Source organism: Haemophilus parainfluenzae (genome assembly GCF_014931395.1).
Taxonomy (GTDB): Bacteria; Pseudomonadota; Gammaproteobacteria; order Enterobacterales; family Pasteurellaceae; genus Haemophilus_D.
On sequence record NZ_CP063120.1, the window covers coordinates 2,029,805 to 2,045,722 of the forward strand.

The following is a 15,918-nucleotide window of genomic DNA, read 5'->3' on the forward strand; positions in this document are numbered from 1 at the left end:
CAACAGGAACACAATACATGACAATCAAAATCCAGCAACTAAACAAACACTTTGGACAGTTTCATGCGTTGAAAGATATCAACCTAAGCTTTCCGGAAAATCAGCTAACCGCCTTGCTTGGACCTAGTGGTTGTGGAAAAACAACGCTATTAAGGATCATTGCCGGATTAGAATTTGCTGATAATGGACACATTTGGTTTGGTGAAAAAGAGGTGACTCAACTTTCAGCTACTGAACGCGGTGTCGGCTTTGTGTTTCAGCATTATGCACTATTTCAAAATATGACCGTCTTTGACAATGTCGCTTTTGGCTTAACGGTGAAACCTCGTAGAGAACGTCCCTCTGCAGAAGAAATTCGCGAAAAAGTCACCGCACTTTTAAAGCTAGTAAAACTTGAATGGCTAGCCGATCGCTATCCTAATCAACTTTCTGGTGGACAAAAACAACGTATAGCATTAGCTCGCTCCCTTGCTGTTCAACCGAAAGTCTTACTACTTGATGAACCCTTTGGTGCATTGGATGCTCAAGTTCGTAAAGAATTACGCCGTTGGCTGCGAGAATTACAACATGAACTTAATGTGACCAGCATTTTCGTTACCCATGATCAAGATGAAGCATTAGATATGTCTGATCGCATTGTGGTGATGAATAAAGGTCAAGTGGAGCAAATTGATGAGCCTAGCCAAATCTATCATGCACCACAAACCCCTTTCGTCACACAATTTGTTGGGGATGTTAATGTGTTCCACGGACACATTGATCAAGGCAATTTAGTCATTGGTGAATTTGCTCATAATTTACAAACACATAGCAATGCGACTCATGCTGTTAATAACCAATCTGCAACGGCTTATATTCGCCCTTACGAACTAACGCTTTCGCGTGAATCTCATAATGCCTTAGCGAGTGGTACGATTCGTCATATTAATGCTATTGGTTTTATCGTGAGAATTGAAGTAGAAAGTTCGCAAACTGAACAACCTATTGAAGTCATTCTTACCAAAGAAAACTATCTCAATGCGCAGTATAAAATAGGTGAGCATGTTTATCTCGTGCCAGATAAATTAAATCTATTTCAAGAAATGAATATTTAGAAAAGCAAAAGTGCGGTCAAAATCAACCGCACTTTTTTACATTTAAAGGAGAAAATTATTTTTTACCTAATTGTGGTAAAACGGAATCTTTACCCGCAGTTAATAAACCTACTTGAGAGTAGATACTTAATTTTCCGCGCGTATCTGCTACGTCTAAGTTGCGCATGGTTAATTGACCAATACGATCGATTGGATCAAATGGCGCATTTTCCACTTTTTCCATACTTAAACGTTCAGCCGCATAAGTTAAGTTTGGTGATTCAGTATTTAAGATTGAGTAGTCATTACCACGACGAAGTTCTAATGTCACTTCACCAGTCACCGCACGAGCGACCCAACGTTGTGCTGTTTCACGTAACATTAACGCTTGTGGATCAAACCAACGACCTTGGTATAACAAACGGCCTAAACGTAAACCGTTGATACGATATTGTTCAATAGTATCTTCATTGTGAATACCGGTGACTAAACGCTCATAAGCAATGTGGAATAATGCCATTCCTGGTGCTTCATAAATACCACGTGATTTTGCTTCAATAATACGGTTTTCAATTTGGTCTGACATGCCTAAACCGTGACGACCACCAATGCGATTGGCTTCTAAGAAAAGCTCCACCACGTTATCAAATGTTTTACCGTTTAATGCAACCGGCACACCTTCTTCAAAACGAACCGTCACCACCTCTGGTTTCACTTGAACATTTTCATCCCAGAATGCCACGCCCATAATTGGTTTCACAATTTTAATGCCAGTGCTTAATTCTTCTAAGTCTTTCGCTTCATGAGTTGCACCTAACATATTAGAGTCAGTTGAATAGGCTTTTTCTACCGACATTTTGTAGTCAAAACCATTTGCGATTAAGAATTGTGACATTTCAAAGCGACCGCCCAACTCATCGATGAATTGTTGATCTAACCATGGTTTGTAAATTTTTAAATTTGGGTTGGTTAATAAGCCATAACGATAAAAACGCTCAATATCGTTACCTTTGAAAGTTGAACCATCACCCCAGATATTCACATCATCCTCTTTCATCGTTGCAACAAGCATGGTTCCTGTTACCGCACGACCAAGTGGTGTGGTGTTAAAATAGGTTGCACCGCCAGTTGTAATATGGAATGCACCACATTGAACAGCAACAATCCCTTCATAAGCTAACTGCGCACGACAATCAATTAAACGCGCATTTTCCGCACCATATTCCATCGCTTTTTTCGGAATAGCTTCGTAATCATCTTCATCTGGCTGGCCTAAGTTTGCAGTATAAGCATAAGGCACCGCACCTTTTTGGCGCATCCAAAGTAATGCCGCACTGGTATCTAGCCCGCCAGAAAAGGCAATGCCCACTTTTTGGCCTTTAGGTAAATGCTGCAGAATCGTATTTGACATATTTTATTTCCTTCATTGTGGTTATGGTGAGTGAGTCTTTAAAAAGTGCGGTCAAAAATCACTGCGCTTTTCTAACATATCATCGGGATTTGGATAACGATAAGCGAAGCCTAAATCTCGACAAATTTTATCTGCCATAATGATTCGTTTCGGATCCGAATCACTACATTCAAATTGTGGTATGGATAAATCATAAAATGCCGCTGCTTTTGTGTAATATTCTGCTCGAGTAGGATGAATTGGCGCGCAAAGATGGTAAGTTCGCAATCCATTTGGATTCATGAGTAAGGCTGTAATAGCTTGAATGCAATCCTCTAGATGCACCAAATTAACAGGTGAATAGCCCTGTTTTAAATTGTGTTTTCCTACTAAGAATTTAACCGGATGGCGTTGTTTACCAATTAATCCTGCAAGTCGAAGAATATCGCAATGCGATATTCCTGATTGGAACAAGCACTGTTCTGCTTGTATCAGTGTTTTACCCATTTCTGTTTCAGCTGAAAGTTGAGAACTTTCATCAAATTGCCCCGAAATATCAGGAAAAACAGAAGTTGAACTGGTAAAAAGTACATGTTGTACACCTTGTTTCTTGGCTTGATTGGCTAAAAAAACAAGATATTCACAATACTGTTGAGAAGAAAAACTGCTAGGTGGTAGGGTGATAATGAGAGCATCTACATTAAAAAGAGGGCGAATATGGTCTGGTAAACGTTTCATTTCGTCAGAAAGCGAAAAAGGATAAGTTTCAATGCCTAGCTGATGCAATTTCTGAGCATCATCAGGGGATTGTTTTGAGCCTTTTACACACCAACCAAGCTCTTTTAAGTGCAGCGCCAGCGGTAAGCCTAGCCAACCTAAACCAACTATCGCAACAGATTTCATACTCTTTTATTCACAATATTTTATCCATAAAAATCCCTGCTATTCTAAAGCATAGCAGGGAGTTTGTTAATGTTATTTTGTTAATAAATCCAACGCCTCTTGATATTTAGCCACTGTTTTTTCAATCACTTCTTTTGGTACTTTCGGTGCTGGCGGTTGTTTATTCCAACCACTTTGTTCTAACCAATCTCGTACAAATTGCTTATCAAATGACGGTGGATTTGTTCCTTCTTTATAAGTATCAACTGACCAAAAACGGCTAGAATCCGGTGTTAATACCTCATCCATTAAAGTGAGCGTGCCATTTTCATCTAAACCAAATTCAAATTTGGTATCACAAATAATAATACCTTTAGTTAGCGCATATTTTGCTGCCTCAGTATAAAGTGCAATCGCTTTTTCTCTCACTTGTGCCGCTAACTCTGAACCAATGGCTTTTTCACATTGTTCATAGCTAATATTAATATCGTGGTTGCCCACTTCTTCTTTACTTGATGGCGTAAAAATCGGTTCAGGTAATTTACTTGCCTCAACTAATCCTTCCGGTAATTTCAAACCACAAATGGTCCCTGTTTGCTTATAATCTTTTAGCCCGCTACCCGTTAAATAACCACGCACGATAGACTCAATCTTAATTGGAATCAAACGTTTACAAACCACTGCGCGATCTTTTACTAAATCAGCCTCTTCTTTTGGTAACACATCATAAACTGAATCACCCGTAAAATGATTCGGCATAATATGGGCTAACTTATTGAACCAGAAATTGGAAATTTGAGTCAGAATTTCACCTTTACGTGGGATAGGATCATCTAAAATCACATCAAATGCGGACAAACGGTCACTGGCTACCATTAACATCCGTTTATCATCGATCTCATAAAGATCACGCACTTTTCCCGAATAGATTTTTTTTAGACTAAGTTGTGTCATTGCTTGCACCTTTAATTATAAGAATAAAAAATCGGTAGATATTGTACCGCACTTTTGGCGCAAACGTTTGCTTTTTTTTTATTAAAATTTTAAAGAAAAGAAATTACAGAGTTATACCCAAAAATAATCAATAGATAATAAAAGAAAAACAATTTAATTTGAGCTCAATCTGAAAATCAGCGACAATACAGCATTATTTAAAACAGAAGAAACAAGACAATGAGTTATCCATTAGAAGAAGTTAATAAACGTCGCACATTTGCAATTATTTCCCACCCTGATGCGGGTAAAACCACCATCACCGAAAAAGTATTGTTATACGGCAATGCCATTCAAAAAGCAGGCTCAGTAAAAGGTAAAGGCTCTGCACAGCATGCAAAATCTGACTGGATGGAAATGGAAAAACAACGTGGTATTTCCATTACGACTTCCGTGATGCAATTCCCTTACAATGAATGCTTGGTGAATTTATTAGATACGCCGGGGCATGAGGATTTCTCGGAAGATACCTACCGCACTTTGACGGCTGTGGATAGTTGCTTAATGGTTATCGACTCGGCAAAAGGGGTTGAGGAACGTACCATTAAATTAATGGAAGTCACCCGTTTGCGCGATACACCAATTATCACTTTCATGAATAAACTTGACCGTGATATTCGAGATCCGATGGAATTATTAGATGAAGTGGAAAGCGTATTAAAAATCCATTGTGCACCGATTACTTGGCCAATTGGTTGCGGCAAATTGTTTAAAGGGGTTTATCATTTATATAAACATGAAACCTATCTTTATCAAAGTGGGCAAGGCTCGACCATTCAAGAAGTACGCATTGTGAAAGGTCTAAATAGCCCAGAATTAGATGCCGCCGTAGGTGATGACTTAGCCCAACAACTGCGTGATGAATTAGAGCTTGTAAAAGGTGCAAGTAATGAATTTGATTTGGATTTATTCCTAAGTGGTGAATTAACACCTGTCTTTTTCGGTACTGCATTAGGTAACTTCGGTGTTGATCATTTCTTAGATGGTTTAACTGAATGGGCACCTGCTCCACAAGCTCGTCAAGCAGATACCCGCAAGGTTTCAGCAGAAGAAGAAAAATTCACTGGTTTCGTGTTTAAAATCCAAGCCAATATGGATCCAAAACACCGCGACCGTGTGGCTTTCCTACGCGTAGTTTCTGGTAAATACGAAAAAGGGATGAAACTTAAACATGTGCGTATTGGTAAAGATGTGGTTATTTCCGATGCGCTCACCTTTATGGCGGGGGACCGTACCCATGCCGATGAGGCCTATGCTGGCGATATTATCGGCTTGCACAATCACGGCACAATTCAGATTGGTGATACCTTCACACAAGGTGAAGATCTGAAATTTACCGGTATTCCAAACTTTGCGCCTGAATTATTCCGTCGCATTCGTTTGAAAGATCCTCTTAAACAAAAACAATTGTTGAAAGGCTTAGTACAACTTTCTGAAGAAGGAGCTGTGCAAGTATTCCGTCCATTAAGCAATAATGATTTGATTGTTGGCGCGGTCGGTGTATTACAGTTTGACGTGGTTGTTTCGCGTTTGAAATCTGAATATAACGTTGAAGCCATTTACGAAACGGTCAATGTCGCAACGGCTCGTTGGGTGGAATGTGCGGATAACAAAAAATTTGAAGAGTTCAAACGCAAAAATGAGCAAAATCTAGCATTAGATGGTGGCGATAATCTTACTTACATTGCACCAACTATGGTTAATTTAAATCTTGCACAAGAACGTTATCCTGATGTGACCTTCTTTAAGACAAGGGAACATTAATTGCAATACGAAGTGCGGTCAAAATTTATAGTGAATTTGGTACCGCACTTTATGAGAAATAAAATGAAAAAACGACACTTCATCTGTATCGTTCTTATACTAGTTGCCGCATTAAGCTGGCGATGGCGTAATGTTTGTCGAGATATAGAATATTCGATGAACTCGACTAATCATTGTGTAAACCACAGTTTTCCAGAATTCAAGCGTAATATTTCTGTTTGTGCAGGTTTCATTCCTAATGGTTTTTCACTTAATTTGGGTTATCGTGCCACAGTTTTTGTGTTTGATCTTAATAAGAATTTGCTTGGCTTTTACGATCTTGGCGAAGAATACATGGATGGAATAGGAGATAAGTCTGGTCCATACGTCGATGAAGACACTTTTGATCTTGGCTTACTGGGGCAAGGTAGTGAATTTGATACGACACCATGGTTTCATCGCCGATTAGAAGCAAAACTTATCGAGAGAATGTGTAAAAAATAAATACTACCTTAAACAAAAATGAAATAAACAAAGTGCGGTTAAATTTAATCGCATTTTTTTATATAAAAGCAATAGAGAAAATAAGATGGCTGGGGTACTAGGATTCGAACCTAGGGATGCCGAGATCAAAACCCGGTGCCTTACCGCTTGGCGATACCCCAACTGGAATTCTTTGATTGGAAATAAAGAAGATTTTATTTAGATAGTATGGCTGGGGTACTAGGATTCGAACCTAGGGATGCCGAGATCAAAACCCGGTGCCTTACCGCTTGGCGATACCCCAACTACTATTTGACTGAAAGCTGATAAATGGTGCGGGACGAGGGACTTGAACCCACACACCTCTCGGCGCCAGAACCTAAATCTGGTGCGTCTACCAATTTCGCCAGTCCCGCAAACTTGGTGGCTACAGCGAGATTCGAACTTGCGACCCCAACATTATGAGTGTTGTGCTCTAACCAACTGAGCTATGTAGCCATCATTTGCTTTACCTTATCGGCTTTGCGGGGCGTATTATCCTGATTTGACCTATTCTCGTCAATCATTTTTTTGCAAAAAACGGATTTTTTGATTTAGTTGATTATAAATAAAACGCTTTTGCTATTTTTTGTTCACATCAAGAACGGAGATCATTCCAACAAAACGCTTCCAATGCAAGGTGTTAAATTGCCCTGGAATATACCAATTAGATATTGTTCCATCAAGATATAAGGCATCATGACAACCTATTTTCAGCAAACCTTGGCTCAATGTATAAAGATTAGGCTCACCTTTTATCGTCATCAAGAACAGTAATTCGTTCTGCTTCGTCAAACACACTGCATTACGCTTATGATAGCTTTCTAGGCTTGCTCTAAATTGCGGATTTATTTTGCCATGAATAATCAACATCGGGCCCGATTGCAGCGCAAAATCCGGCTTGAGTTTGCTTTTCTGATAAGCGACTGTAGTTAAAATGTAGGGCTTATTTCCTGCAATGGCAAACACACCATTGGGTTGTACATGAAAGTTACCTTTGCCTGATTTTGTATTTAACGCATTGAGCTCTTTTCCATGCTCAATCCATAATCCCGCTGGCGTATTATCCATGCTATAAATGCCTGCATTCATGATCATTTTCACGTTATAGCTAGGCTCTAAGGCATTTTTGAGACGCGTTAAACTTTGATAATCGTTACCTTCAGCATCTTTCCAATGTAGCTGTACTTCTTCTGGCTTTGCTTGAAAAATTCCATAAGTAATATTGCCATCATCAAAAGTTCGGTATTCCGCTAGGGCTGGCACACTCATCAGTAACGATGCGCCACTGAAAAGTGCGGTCAAAAATTTAATCGTTTTTTTCATTTAAGGGATGGGTTAAATGCAACGCATTTGAAAAGGCATGCAACCCTTCTGCATTACCCGATCTCATCATGGATTGCATGGTTTGGGTTGGAGCATGAATAAGTTTATTTGTTAATTTATAACTTAATTCTTGCAGAATTTTTTCAGTATTCTCACCTTGTTGAATTTGGTGTAACGCTTTTTCGAGTAATTCTTGGCGAGTATTCTCTGCCTCATCACGATAATGACGAATTAAATTAGAGAACTGTTGAACTTTCAACCATTCAAAGAAGGCATTACATTCTTGTGTAATGATATCTTGTGCTTGCTCTGATGCTTGCTCACGTTGAGAAAGATTACGTTGGATAATATCTTGCAAATCATCCACGGTGTAATGATACACACTTTCTAATTCAGAGACATTTTCATCAATATCGCGCGGCACGGCGATATCAACCATTAAAGTCGGTCTAAATTGGCGTGCTTTCTCCGCAATTTCAGCCATCGCTTTAGTGATTAAAATAGTCGGACTGCCTGTAGAGCTGATGACAATATCGGCTTGATTTAGCGGTATTTGCAATTCATCAAGCGAATACACATCAATCGGTGTATTAGACGCTAATTTTTCCACCAACTGCTCAGCACGAGATAAAGTGCGGTTAGCAATCATCAATTTTTTTACCCCGTGGCGTAATAAATGACGGCTTACCAATTCAATGGTTTCCCCTGCCCCAACAAGCAAAATTTGTAATTCACGTAAAGATTCAAAAATCTGGCGTGCCAAGCTACAAGCTGCATAGGCCACCGACACAGCGCTTTCACCAATATTGGTTTCAGTGCGCACACGTTTTGCTGTTGCAAAGGTTTTTTGGAACAAGCGAGAAAGCGTACTCGAAAGCGGAATATTCGCCGCTTGATAATAATCTTCACTGATTTGAAAAGCTTGCTTCACCTGTCCTAGAATTTGCGGCTCCCCCAAAATTAATGAATCCAAACCACATGCCACGCGCATTAAATGATTTGCGGCTTGTTGATTTTGATGTGCGTAAATACTTTTATTTAATTCATCGACAGAAAGCTGATGAATGTTAGCAAACCAATTTATACAGTTCGTTTGCCATTGCTTACACTCTTGGGGTGAAATTTGACGATGGTGAAGATAAATCTCTGTACGGTTACAGGTAGAAAGAATAACTGCACTTTCTGCCAAATCTTGTTGGTGAATTTGTTGTAAGGCAAGCTGCCGCTTTTCTTCAGAAAAAGCGACTTTCTCACGAACAGCAACAGAAGCCGTTTTATGATTAATGCCTAAAACAAGAAGGGTCATAAAAACCTAATAAAAACAACCGCACTTTTATGAACATGCGGCTAAGTAGAAAATAAAAAGTTTCGCTATTTTAATGAATTGTTGAGAATTGAGCAAATTTCAAGAGAAAAAACTCAAGCAAATAACTAAAATGAGTTAAAACTTATCTTTTGCTAAACGCCATTGTGTAAATTCGTCTAAATTTTTTGCTTGTAAAAACGGATTAATTTGTTTCTCTAATTCAATTGTTGTCGGCAAGCTCGGCTTACCCTCTGCTCGATAACGTTCCACTAAAACACGTTGATTTTTGACCGCACTTTTATCTGCCAATACGGTTTCCGCAAAAGCTAAATTACCCAGCGTATATTCATGAGCGGGGCAAACAACGGTTTCATTCGGTAATTGATTAAAACGTTGCATAGATTCAAACATTTGTGCAAAATTTCCCGTAAATACGCGACCACAGCCCGCAGAGAATAACGCATCACCGCAAAATAAATGCCCATCCACCAAATAGCTGACATGCCCTGCCGTATGACCACCACTTGGCAAAACTTCAATATGATAATGTGCCGTATTAATCACGCCACTATCCATAATGTTGGTAGCCCCTTTATTTGCACATTCTGTTGGACCGAAAACTGGCACATTGGGATAATATTGCTTAAACGCCGCGACACCTTGCACATGATCATCGTGATTATGGGTTAATAACACCGCCTCTACGTCTAACTTATTCGATTCTAAATACGGAATTAAACGGGTTATTTCTGGGATATCGATCACAATTACGGGGAAATTTTCTCGTCTATAAAGCCAAATATAGTTATCATTGAGCGCAGGAATAGGAACTAGCATAAATTACCTTATGAAAATGGGATTAACATTGAATTGGAAAGCCAAATGGCACAAACCACTTCTTTCACCTGAAAGTTGGCAAGCGTTACCACAAGGTGAAGCCTATTGTAACGTATTAACCGATTATTTTGCCCAATGGACACCAAAAATTTTAGGCTATCAAATTCTGAAAATCGGGGCTTTAAGTGGTGAAATCGCCTTTGACTTGCCTTTACGTCACCAAATTGTATTAGCTGAAAAAACAGCGTATTTTCCTACCGCACTTTTAAATGAAAGTGATAGCTTACTCCAAGCATCGCCATTAGCCTTGCCTTTTATTGAAAAAGAAATGGATGCCTGCTTGTTGGCAAACACCTTAAATTTTGCGCAAGATCCTCACCAAATATTGCGTGAAGCTCATCGTGTTTTAAAGGATGATGGCTGGATTTTCATCACGTTATTTAACCCGATGAGTCCATTACTTTTCAAACCAAAGTTAGGTAACTTCAAATTCCGACAATATGCTACTTGGCGAGTCATTGACTGGCTATCATTATTAAATTTTGATGTGATTGCAGAAGAAAGACTATCCATAAAACAAGAAAAGACCACGCTCTGCTCTCCGCTCACGGTCATCGTTGCTCAAAAACGAACCTATCCATTAACACTGAATCCGGAGAAAGCGCGGTCAAAAATGCCGGCATTTTTAGAGCCGGCAGGTGCATTTAAAGAAATAAGAACAGAATGATTATTCTGTTACTTCTTTGATTACTGCAGAAGATGCGTTATTGATCACTGACTCAACGCCTTTTTCTGCTGCAGCTTGAGAAGAATAATATTGGCTACGGCCAATTTCTTGGTGGTTAGCTGCTTTTAATACGAAATAAGGTTTATCATTTTTCGCTACGCGATATTCAAAGTTTTTCGCATCCACGCCATTTTTTTGCACTGAAGCAATACCGTTTTCAGCTGATGCTTTAGTTTTATAAAGTTCGCTAGTTAAAATCACTTGTCCGTTTGCTGCTTTTAAGTTGAACATAAATTGTCCGTCTTTAGCCACTTTTAATTCATAAAATCCTTGAGCCATGATATCTCCCAATTGGTTGATTTGTTTATAATTTTACCCACGCAGAAAATGCCTTTCTGCGCCAAGCTAATTTACCCTTAAAAATCAAGGAAAACAAGAGCAGAAGTGCATAAATTTTATGCTTGATTAGCTCACTAAACTCCCCTATGATGCTGGGGCTTTTTATAACAGGAACAATTATGACCGAACAAACATTTATTCCCGGCAAAGATGCCGCACTTGAAGACAGTATTTCAAAATTTCAACAAAAATTGACCGCACTTGGTTTCAATATTGAAGAAGCCTCTTGGCTTAATCCTGTGCCAAATGTATGGTCGGTACACATTCGTGATAAAGATTGCCCACAATGTTTTTCTAACGGCAAAGGCGCAAGCAAAAAAGCCGCATTAGCGTCTGCATTAGGTGAATATTTCGAACGTCTTTCCACCAACTATTTCTTTGCGGATTTCTATTTGGGACAAGAAATTGCTAACGATGATTTCGTTCATTACCCCACTGAGAAATGGTTTCCAATTGAAGACGATTCCCTTTTACCACAAGGGATTTTAGACGATTATTTATGGGATTATTTCGATCCTAACCAAGAACTAACGCCTGAATTACTCGTGGATCTGCAATCCGGCAATTACGATCGCGGTATTGTCGCGATGCCTTATGTGCGCCAATCCGATCAACAAACCGTCTATATTCCACAAAGTATCATTGCGAATTTATATGTTTCTAATGGGATGTCAGCTGGCAACACAAAAAATGAAGCACGTGTGCAAGGGCTTTCAGAAGTCTTTGAGCGCTATGTAAAAAATCGCATTATTGCAGAAGCCATCAGTCTTCCTGAAATTCCAAAATCCGTGATGGATCGTTATCCATCTATTCAAGCTTCTATTGCGAAATTAGAGGAGGAAGGCTTCCCAATTTATGCTTTCGATGCCTCATTAGGTGGCAAATATCCTGTCATTTGCGTGGTATTGCTCAACCCAAATAACGGCACGTGCTTTGCCTCTTTTGGTGCGCATCCGAACTTCCAAGTGGCATTAGAGCGTACCGTAACAGAGCTTTTACAAGGTCGCAGTTTAAAAGATCTCGATGTATTCTCTCCTCCATCATTCAATAATGATGATGTGGCGGAGCACGCCAACCTTGAAACACACTTCATTGATTCTAGCGGTTTAATTTCTTGGGATTTATTCAAAAATACGCCAGATTATGAGTTTGTAGATTGGGATTTCTCAGGTTCAACACAAGAAGAATATGAAAACTTGATGTCAATCTTTAAGGCGGAAGAAAAAGAAGTCTACATCATGGATTACAACCATTTAGACGTTTACGCTTGCCGCATTATCGTGCCTGGAATGTCTGATATCTACCCTGCTGATGATCTCATTTATGCCAATAACAACATGGGGATGGACTGGCGCGAGATCTTATTAGATTTACCACACCATCATCATGATGCTGAAACTTATGAAGAGTTATTAGCAGAATTAGATGAGCAAGATATTGACGATGCCACACGTGTTCGAGAATTTATCGGTATCGTGGCACCAAAAGCAAGCGGTTGGACAACATTACGTGTTGGTGAGCTCAAATCCATGCTTTACTTAGCATTAGGTGAATTAGAATTAGCCTTAGATTGGGCAAACTGGACGATGAATATGAACAGCTCTGTGTTTACACCAGAGCGTACAAATTACTATCGTGCTTTAATCAGTATCATTGAATTGCATTTAGACAATACTCGCGATCCACAAGAATATCGTACTGTATTTGAAAGAATGTATGGCAAAGAAGCCGTTCAACAAGCTTGGGCTGCAGTGGCAGAAAAAGATAACCCATTCTATAACTTGCCAGCCAGCGATGAAACGCTTGAAAACTTCAAAGAACACCAAGCTTTACTTGGCGCTTATGCGAAATTACAAAAAGCTAAACGAGAAAATTGGAAATAGTTGATTTTCTCTCAATCATAAGGCGGACTTAATGTCTGCCTTATTTATTTCCGCATTAAAAAACTGCTTTAAAATCAACCGCACTTTTCACACAAAAACGCTTAAATTTATGCTATAATTCGTCGCAATTTTTTGATCAAAAAAGGAATAAAAATGACGGATTCAATCCATTCCTCTATTACCCCAGTCAATATTGAAGAAGAACTAAAATCTTCTTACCTTGACTACGCCATGTCGGTGATTGTTGGGCGTGCTTTGCCCGATGTGCGCGACGGTTTAAAACCGGTGCATCGACGTGTGCTTTTCTCCATGGATCAATCTGGTATCACTGCCGGCAAAAAATACGTAAAATCTGCCCGTGTGGTAGGTGATGTAATCGGTAAATATCACCCGCACGGTGATTCTGCGGTGTATGACACCATTGTGCGTATGGCACAGCCGTTCTCATTGCGCTACATGTTGGTAGATGGGCAAGGTAACTTCGGTTCAATCGACGGTGACGCGCCAGCGGCAATGCGTTATACCGAAGTCCGTATGCAAAAAATCACCCAAGCGTTATTAACTGACTTGGATAAAGAAACCGTAAATTTCTCGCCAAACTATGATGGCGAATTAATGATTCCGGATGTATTACCAACCCGTATTCCTGCACTTTTAGCAAACGGTTCTTCCGGTATTGCGGTGGGGATGGCAACGAATATTCCTCCACACAACTTAAATGAAGTTTTAGATGGCTGCTTGGCTTATATTGATAACGAAAACATCACCATTGATGAGTTAATGCAATATATTCCAGGTCCAGACTTTCCAACAGCGGCATTAATTAATGGCCGTAAAGGGATTGAAGAAGCTTATCGCACTGGCCGCGGCAAAGTGTATGTTCGCGCTCGCGCTAGCGTAGAAACCACAGATAAAGGCAAAGAGCAAATCATTGTGACCGAATTGCCTTATCAAGTGAACAAAGCCAAATTGGTAGAAAAAATTGCTGAGCTCATCAAAGATAAAAAAATCGAAGGCATCAGCAATATTATCGACCTTTCGAACAAAGAAGGGATCCGCATTGAAATCGACATCAAACGTGATGCCGTAGGCGAAGTAGTATTAAATCACCTCTATGCGCTTACCCAAATGCAGGTGACCTTCGGGATCAACATGGTGGCCTTAGATCATGGTCAACCACGTTTATTCAACTTAAAACAAATCATTGAAGCCTTTGTGATGCACCGTCGCGAAGTGGTGATTCGCCGTTCTTTATTTGAATTGCGTAAAGCCCGCGAACGTACCCATATTTTAGAAGGGTTAGCGGTTGCAACCTCAAATATCGATGAAATCATCGATATCATCCGTCAATCGAAAGAGCGTAAAGAAGCGGCGGAAAAATTAATTTCTCGTCCTTGGAAACTAAACAACGAAATTTTAGGCTTGCTTGATGCCGCGGCACGTCCAGCTGAATTAGCGGCTGAATTTGGTATTAAAGGTTCGGATTACTACCTTTCTCCAGAACAAGTTGATGCAATCTTAGAACTTCGCTTACATCGCTTAACCGGTCTTGCTACCGAAGAAGTGATCAATGAATACAAAGAGTTATTGGTTAAAATTGCAGAACTTCTTCACATCATCAACAGCCCTGAACGCTTGATGGAAGTGATTCGTGAAGAGCTTGAACAAGTACGCGCACAATTTGCCGATGAACGTCGTACCGAAATTACTGCGGCTTCCGGTGATATCGATTTAGAAGATTTAATTGCCCAAGAAGATGTTGTAGTGACCCTTTCTCACGAAGGTTATGTGAAATATCAACCGCTTACCGACTACGAAGCACAACGTCGTGGCGGTAAAGGTAAATCTGCAACGAAGATGAAAGATGAAGACTTCATCGAAAAACTCTTAGTGGCGAATACTCACGATACGATTCTCTGCTTCTCTAGCCGTGGTCGCTTATATTGGTTGAAAGTCTATCAATTACCACAAGCTAGCCGTGGCGCACGTGGTCGTCCAATTGTAAATATTCTACCGTTACAAGAAAATGAACGTATCACCGCAATCCTACCAATCTCTGCTTATGAAGAAGATAAATTCGTCATCATGGCAACAGCTGGCGGTATTGTGAAGAAAATTGCGCTAACCGAATTCAGTCGTCCGCGTTCAAGCGGTATCATCGCCTTGAACTTACGTGATGAAGATGAATTAATCGGTGTGGATATCACTGATGGTTCTAACGAAATCATGTTGTTCTCTTCTCAAGGTCGCGTAGTGCGTTTCGCTGAAAGTGCAGTCCGTGCAATGGGTCGTTTAGCAACAGGTGTACGCGGTATTAAACTAGCCCTTACTAATGACATCGCTGACGATGAAAGTGCGGTCGAAATTGAAGATATTTCTGATGATAATGCAGAGGAAACACTTGATCTCAACATCGATAAAGTCGTTTCCTTAGTTGTACCGAAAAATGACGGTGCAATCCTTACGGCGACGCAAAACGGTTATGGTAAACGTACACAATTAAGCGAGTACCCAACTAAATCCCGTAATACCAAAGGGGTGATTTCGATTAAAGTGAGCGAACGTAACGGTAAAGTCGTTGCCGCGACACAAGTAGAAGAAACCGACCAAATTATGCTTATCACCGATGCGGGTACTCTTGTACGTACTCGTGTAAGTGAAGTGAGCATCGTTGGCCGTAACACCCAAGGGGTTCGTTTAATTCGTACCGCAGAAGATGAACACGTAGTTAGTCTTGAACGTGTTTGTGATGTGGATGATGAAGACGAAGGCACTGAAGATGTGACTTCTGAAGAATAAATTATCTTCCATTAAATAAAAGCCCCACGTTTTGATTC

13 protein-coding genes and 4 tRNA genes are annotated in these 15,918 nt (G+C 40.0%); 6 read left to right on the forward strand and 11 right to left on the reverse strand.

The window, feature by feature from the left end; translation table 11 throughout:
• Positions 1-17: 17 nt before the first annotated feature.
• The gene (locus INP94_RS10050; RefSeq protein ID WP_197543538.1) at positions 18-1,094 is read left to right on the forward strand and encodes a sulfate/molybdate ABC transporter ATP-binding protein; all 1,077 of its coding nucleotides are present in this window, start codon (positions 18-20) and stop codon (positions 1,092-1,094) included.
• 55 nt (positions 1,095-1,149) lie between these two features.
• Here INP94_RS10050 and argG read toward each other — a convergent pair whose 3' ends face one another.
• The 3 genes from argG to INP94_RS10065 form a co-directional block, all read right to left on the reverse strand.
• Entirely contained in the window at positions 1,150-2,484 is a 1,335-nt protein-coding gene (argG, locus tag INP94_RS10055; protein ID WP_197543539.1) for an argininosuccinate synthase, read from the reverse strand.
• A gap of 51 nt (positions 2,485-2,535) precedes the next feature.
• Positions 2,536-3,366, reverse strand: coding sequence for a Rossmann-fold NAD(P)-binding domain-containing protein (locus INP94_RS10060; RefSeq protein WP_197543540.1), 831 nt, complete (start codon positions 3,364-3,366; stop codon positions 2,536-2,538).
• A 72-nt stretch (positions 3,367-3,438) separates the two neighbouring features.
• The gene (locus INP94_RS10065) at positions 3,439-4,299 is read right to left on the reverse strand and encodes a phosphoribosylaminoimidazolesuccinocarboxamide synthase (RefSeq protein ID WP_197543541.1); all 861 of its coding nucleotides are present in this window, start codon (positions 4,297-4,299) and stop codon (positions 3,439-3,441) included.
• Between the two features lie 219 nt (positions 4,300-4,518).
• Here INP94_RS10065 and prfC point away from each other — a divergent pair, with 219 nt between their 5' ends.
• Entirely contained in the window at positions 4,519-6,102 is a 1,584-nt protein-coding gene (gene prfC / locus INP94_RS10070; RefSeq protein ID WP_197543542.1) for a peptide chain release factor 3, read from the forward strand.
• A 51-nt stretch (positions 6,103-6,153) separates the two neighbouring features.
• Complete coding sequence (locus tag INP94_RS10075; protein WP_197543543.1) at positions 6,154-6,585, forward strand: hypothetical protein; 432 nt, start codon at positions 6,154-6,156, stop codon at positions 6,583-6,585.
• 86 nt (positions 6,586-6,671) lie between these two features.
• Here the strand turns inward: INP94_RS10075 and INP94_RS10080 are convergent.
• From INP94_RS10080 to gloB, 7 genes are all read right to left on the reverse strand, one after another.
• Positions 6,672-6,746 (reverse strand) — tRNA-Gln (locus INP94_RS10080).
• Between the two features lie 47 nt (positions 6,747-6,793).
• Positions 6,794-6,868, reverse strand: a tRNA-Gln gene (locus INP94_RS10085).
• 27 nt (positions 6,869-6,895) lie between these two features.
• A tRNA-Leu gene (locus tag INP94_RS10090) sits at positions 6,896-6,980 on the reverse strand.
• A gap of 5 nt (positions 6,981-6,985) precedes the next feature.
• Positions 6,986-7,062: transfer RNA gene (locus INP94_RS10095), tRNA-Met, on the reverse strand.
• A 123-nt stretch (positions 7,063-7,185) separates the two neighbouring features.
• The gene (locus INP94_RS10100; RefSeq protein ID WP_197543544.1) at positions 7,186-7,929 is read right to left on the reverse strand and encodes a phosphodiester glycosidase family protein; all 744 of its coding nucleotides are present in this window, start codon (positions 7,927-7,929) and stop codon (positions 7,186-7,188) included.
• Positions 7,913-9,235 (reverse strand): glutamyl-tRNA reductase, encoded by a 1,323-nt coding sequence (gene hemA, locus INP94_RS10105; RefSeq protein ID WP_197543545.1) that lies wholly within the window; start codon positions 9,233-9,235, stop codon positions 7,913-7,915. The genes INP94_RS10100 and hemA overlap by 17 nt, the downstream gene beginning before the upstream one ends.
• A 135-nt stretch (positions 9,236-9,370) precedes the next feature.
• On the reverse strand, positions 9,371-10,072 hold the full coding sequence (gloB, locus tag INP94_RS10110) for a hydroxyacylglutathione hydrolase (RefSeq protein WP_197543546.1): 702 nt from the start codon (positions 10,070-10,072) through the stop codon (positions 9,371-9,373).
• A 10-nt stretch (positions 10,073-10,082) separates the two neighbouring features.
• On the opposite strand from gloB, the gene INP94_RS10115 reads away from it, so the two are divergent.
• Positions 10,083-10,799, forward strand: coding sequence for a class I SAM-dependent methyltransferase (locus INP94_RS10115; RefSeq protein ID WP_197543547.1), 717 nt, complete (start codon positions 10,083-10,085; stop codon positions 10,797-10,799).
• Here the strand turns inward: INP94_RS10115 and INP94_RS10120 are convergent, their stop codons facing one another.
• Positions 10,800-11,138, reverse strand: coding sequence for a YegP family protein (locus INP94_RS10120; RefSeq protein WP_005695704.1), 339 nt, complete (start codon positions 11,136-11,138; stop codon positions 10,800-10,802).
• A gap of 179 nt (positions 11,139-11,317) precedes the next feature.
• Here INP94_RS10120 and ycaO point away from each other — a divergent pair, with 179 nt between their 5' ends.
• Positions 11,318-13,081, forward strand: coding sequence for a 30S ribosomal protein S12 methylthiotransferase accessory factor YcaO (gene ycaO / locus INP94_RS10125; RefSeq protein WP_197543548.1), 1,764 nt, complete (start codon positions 11,318-11,320; stop codon positions 13,079-13,081).
• 153 nt (positions 13,082-13,234) lie between these two features.
• Complete coding sequence (gene gyrA / locus INP94_RS10130; protein ID WP_197543549.1) at positions 13,235-15,880, forward strand: DNA topoisomerase (ATP-hydrolyzing) subunit A; 2,646 nt, start codon at positions 13,235-13,237, stop codon at positions 15,878-15,880.
• The last annotated feature ends 38 nt before the right edge of the window (positions 15,881-15,918 follow it).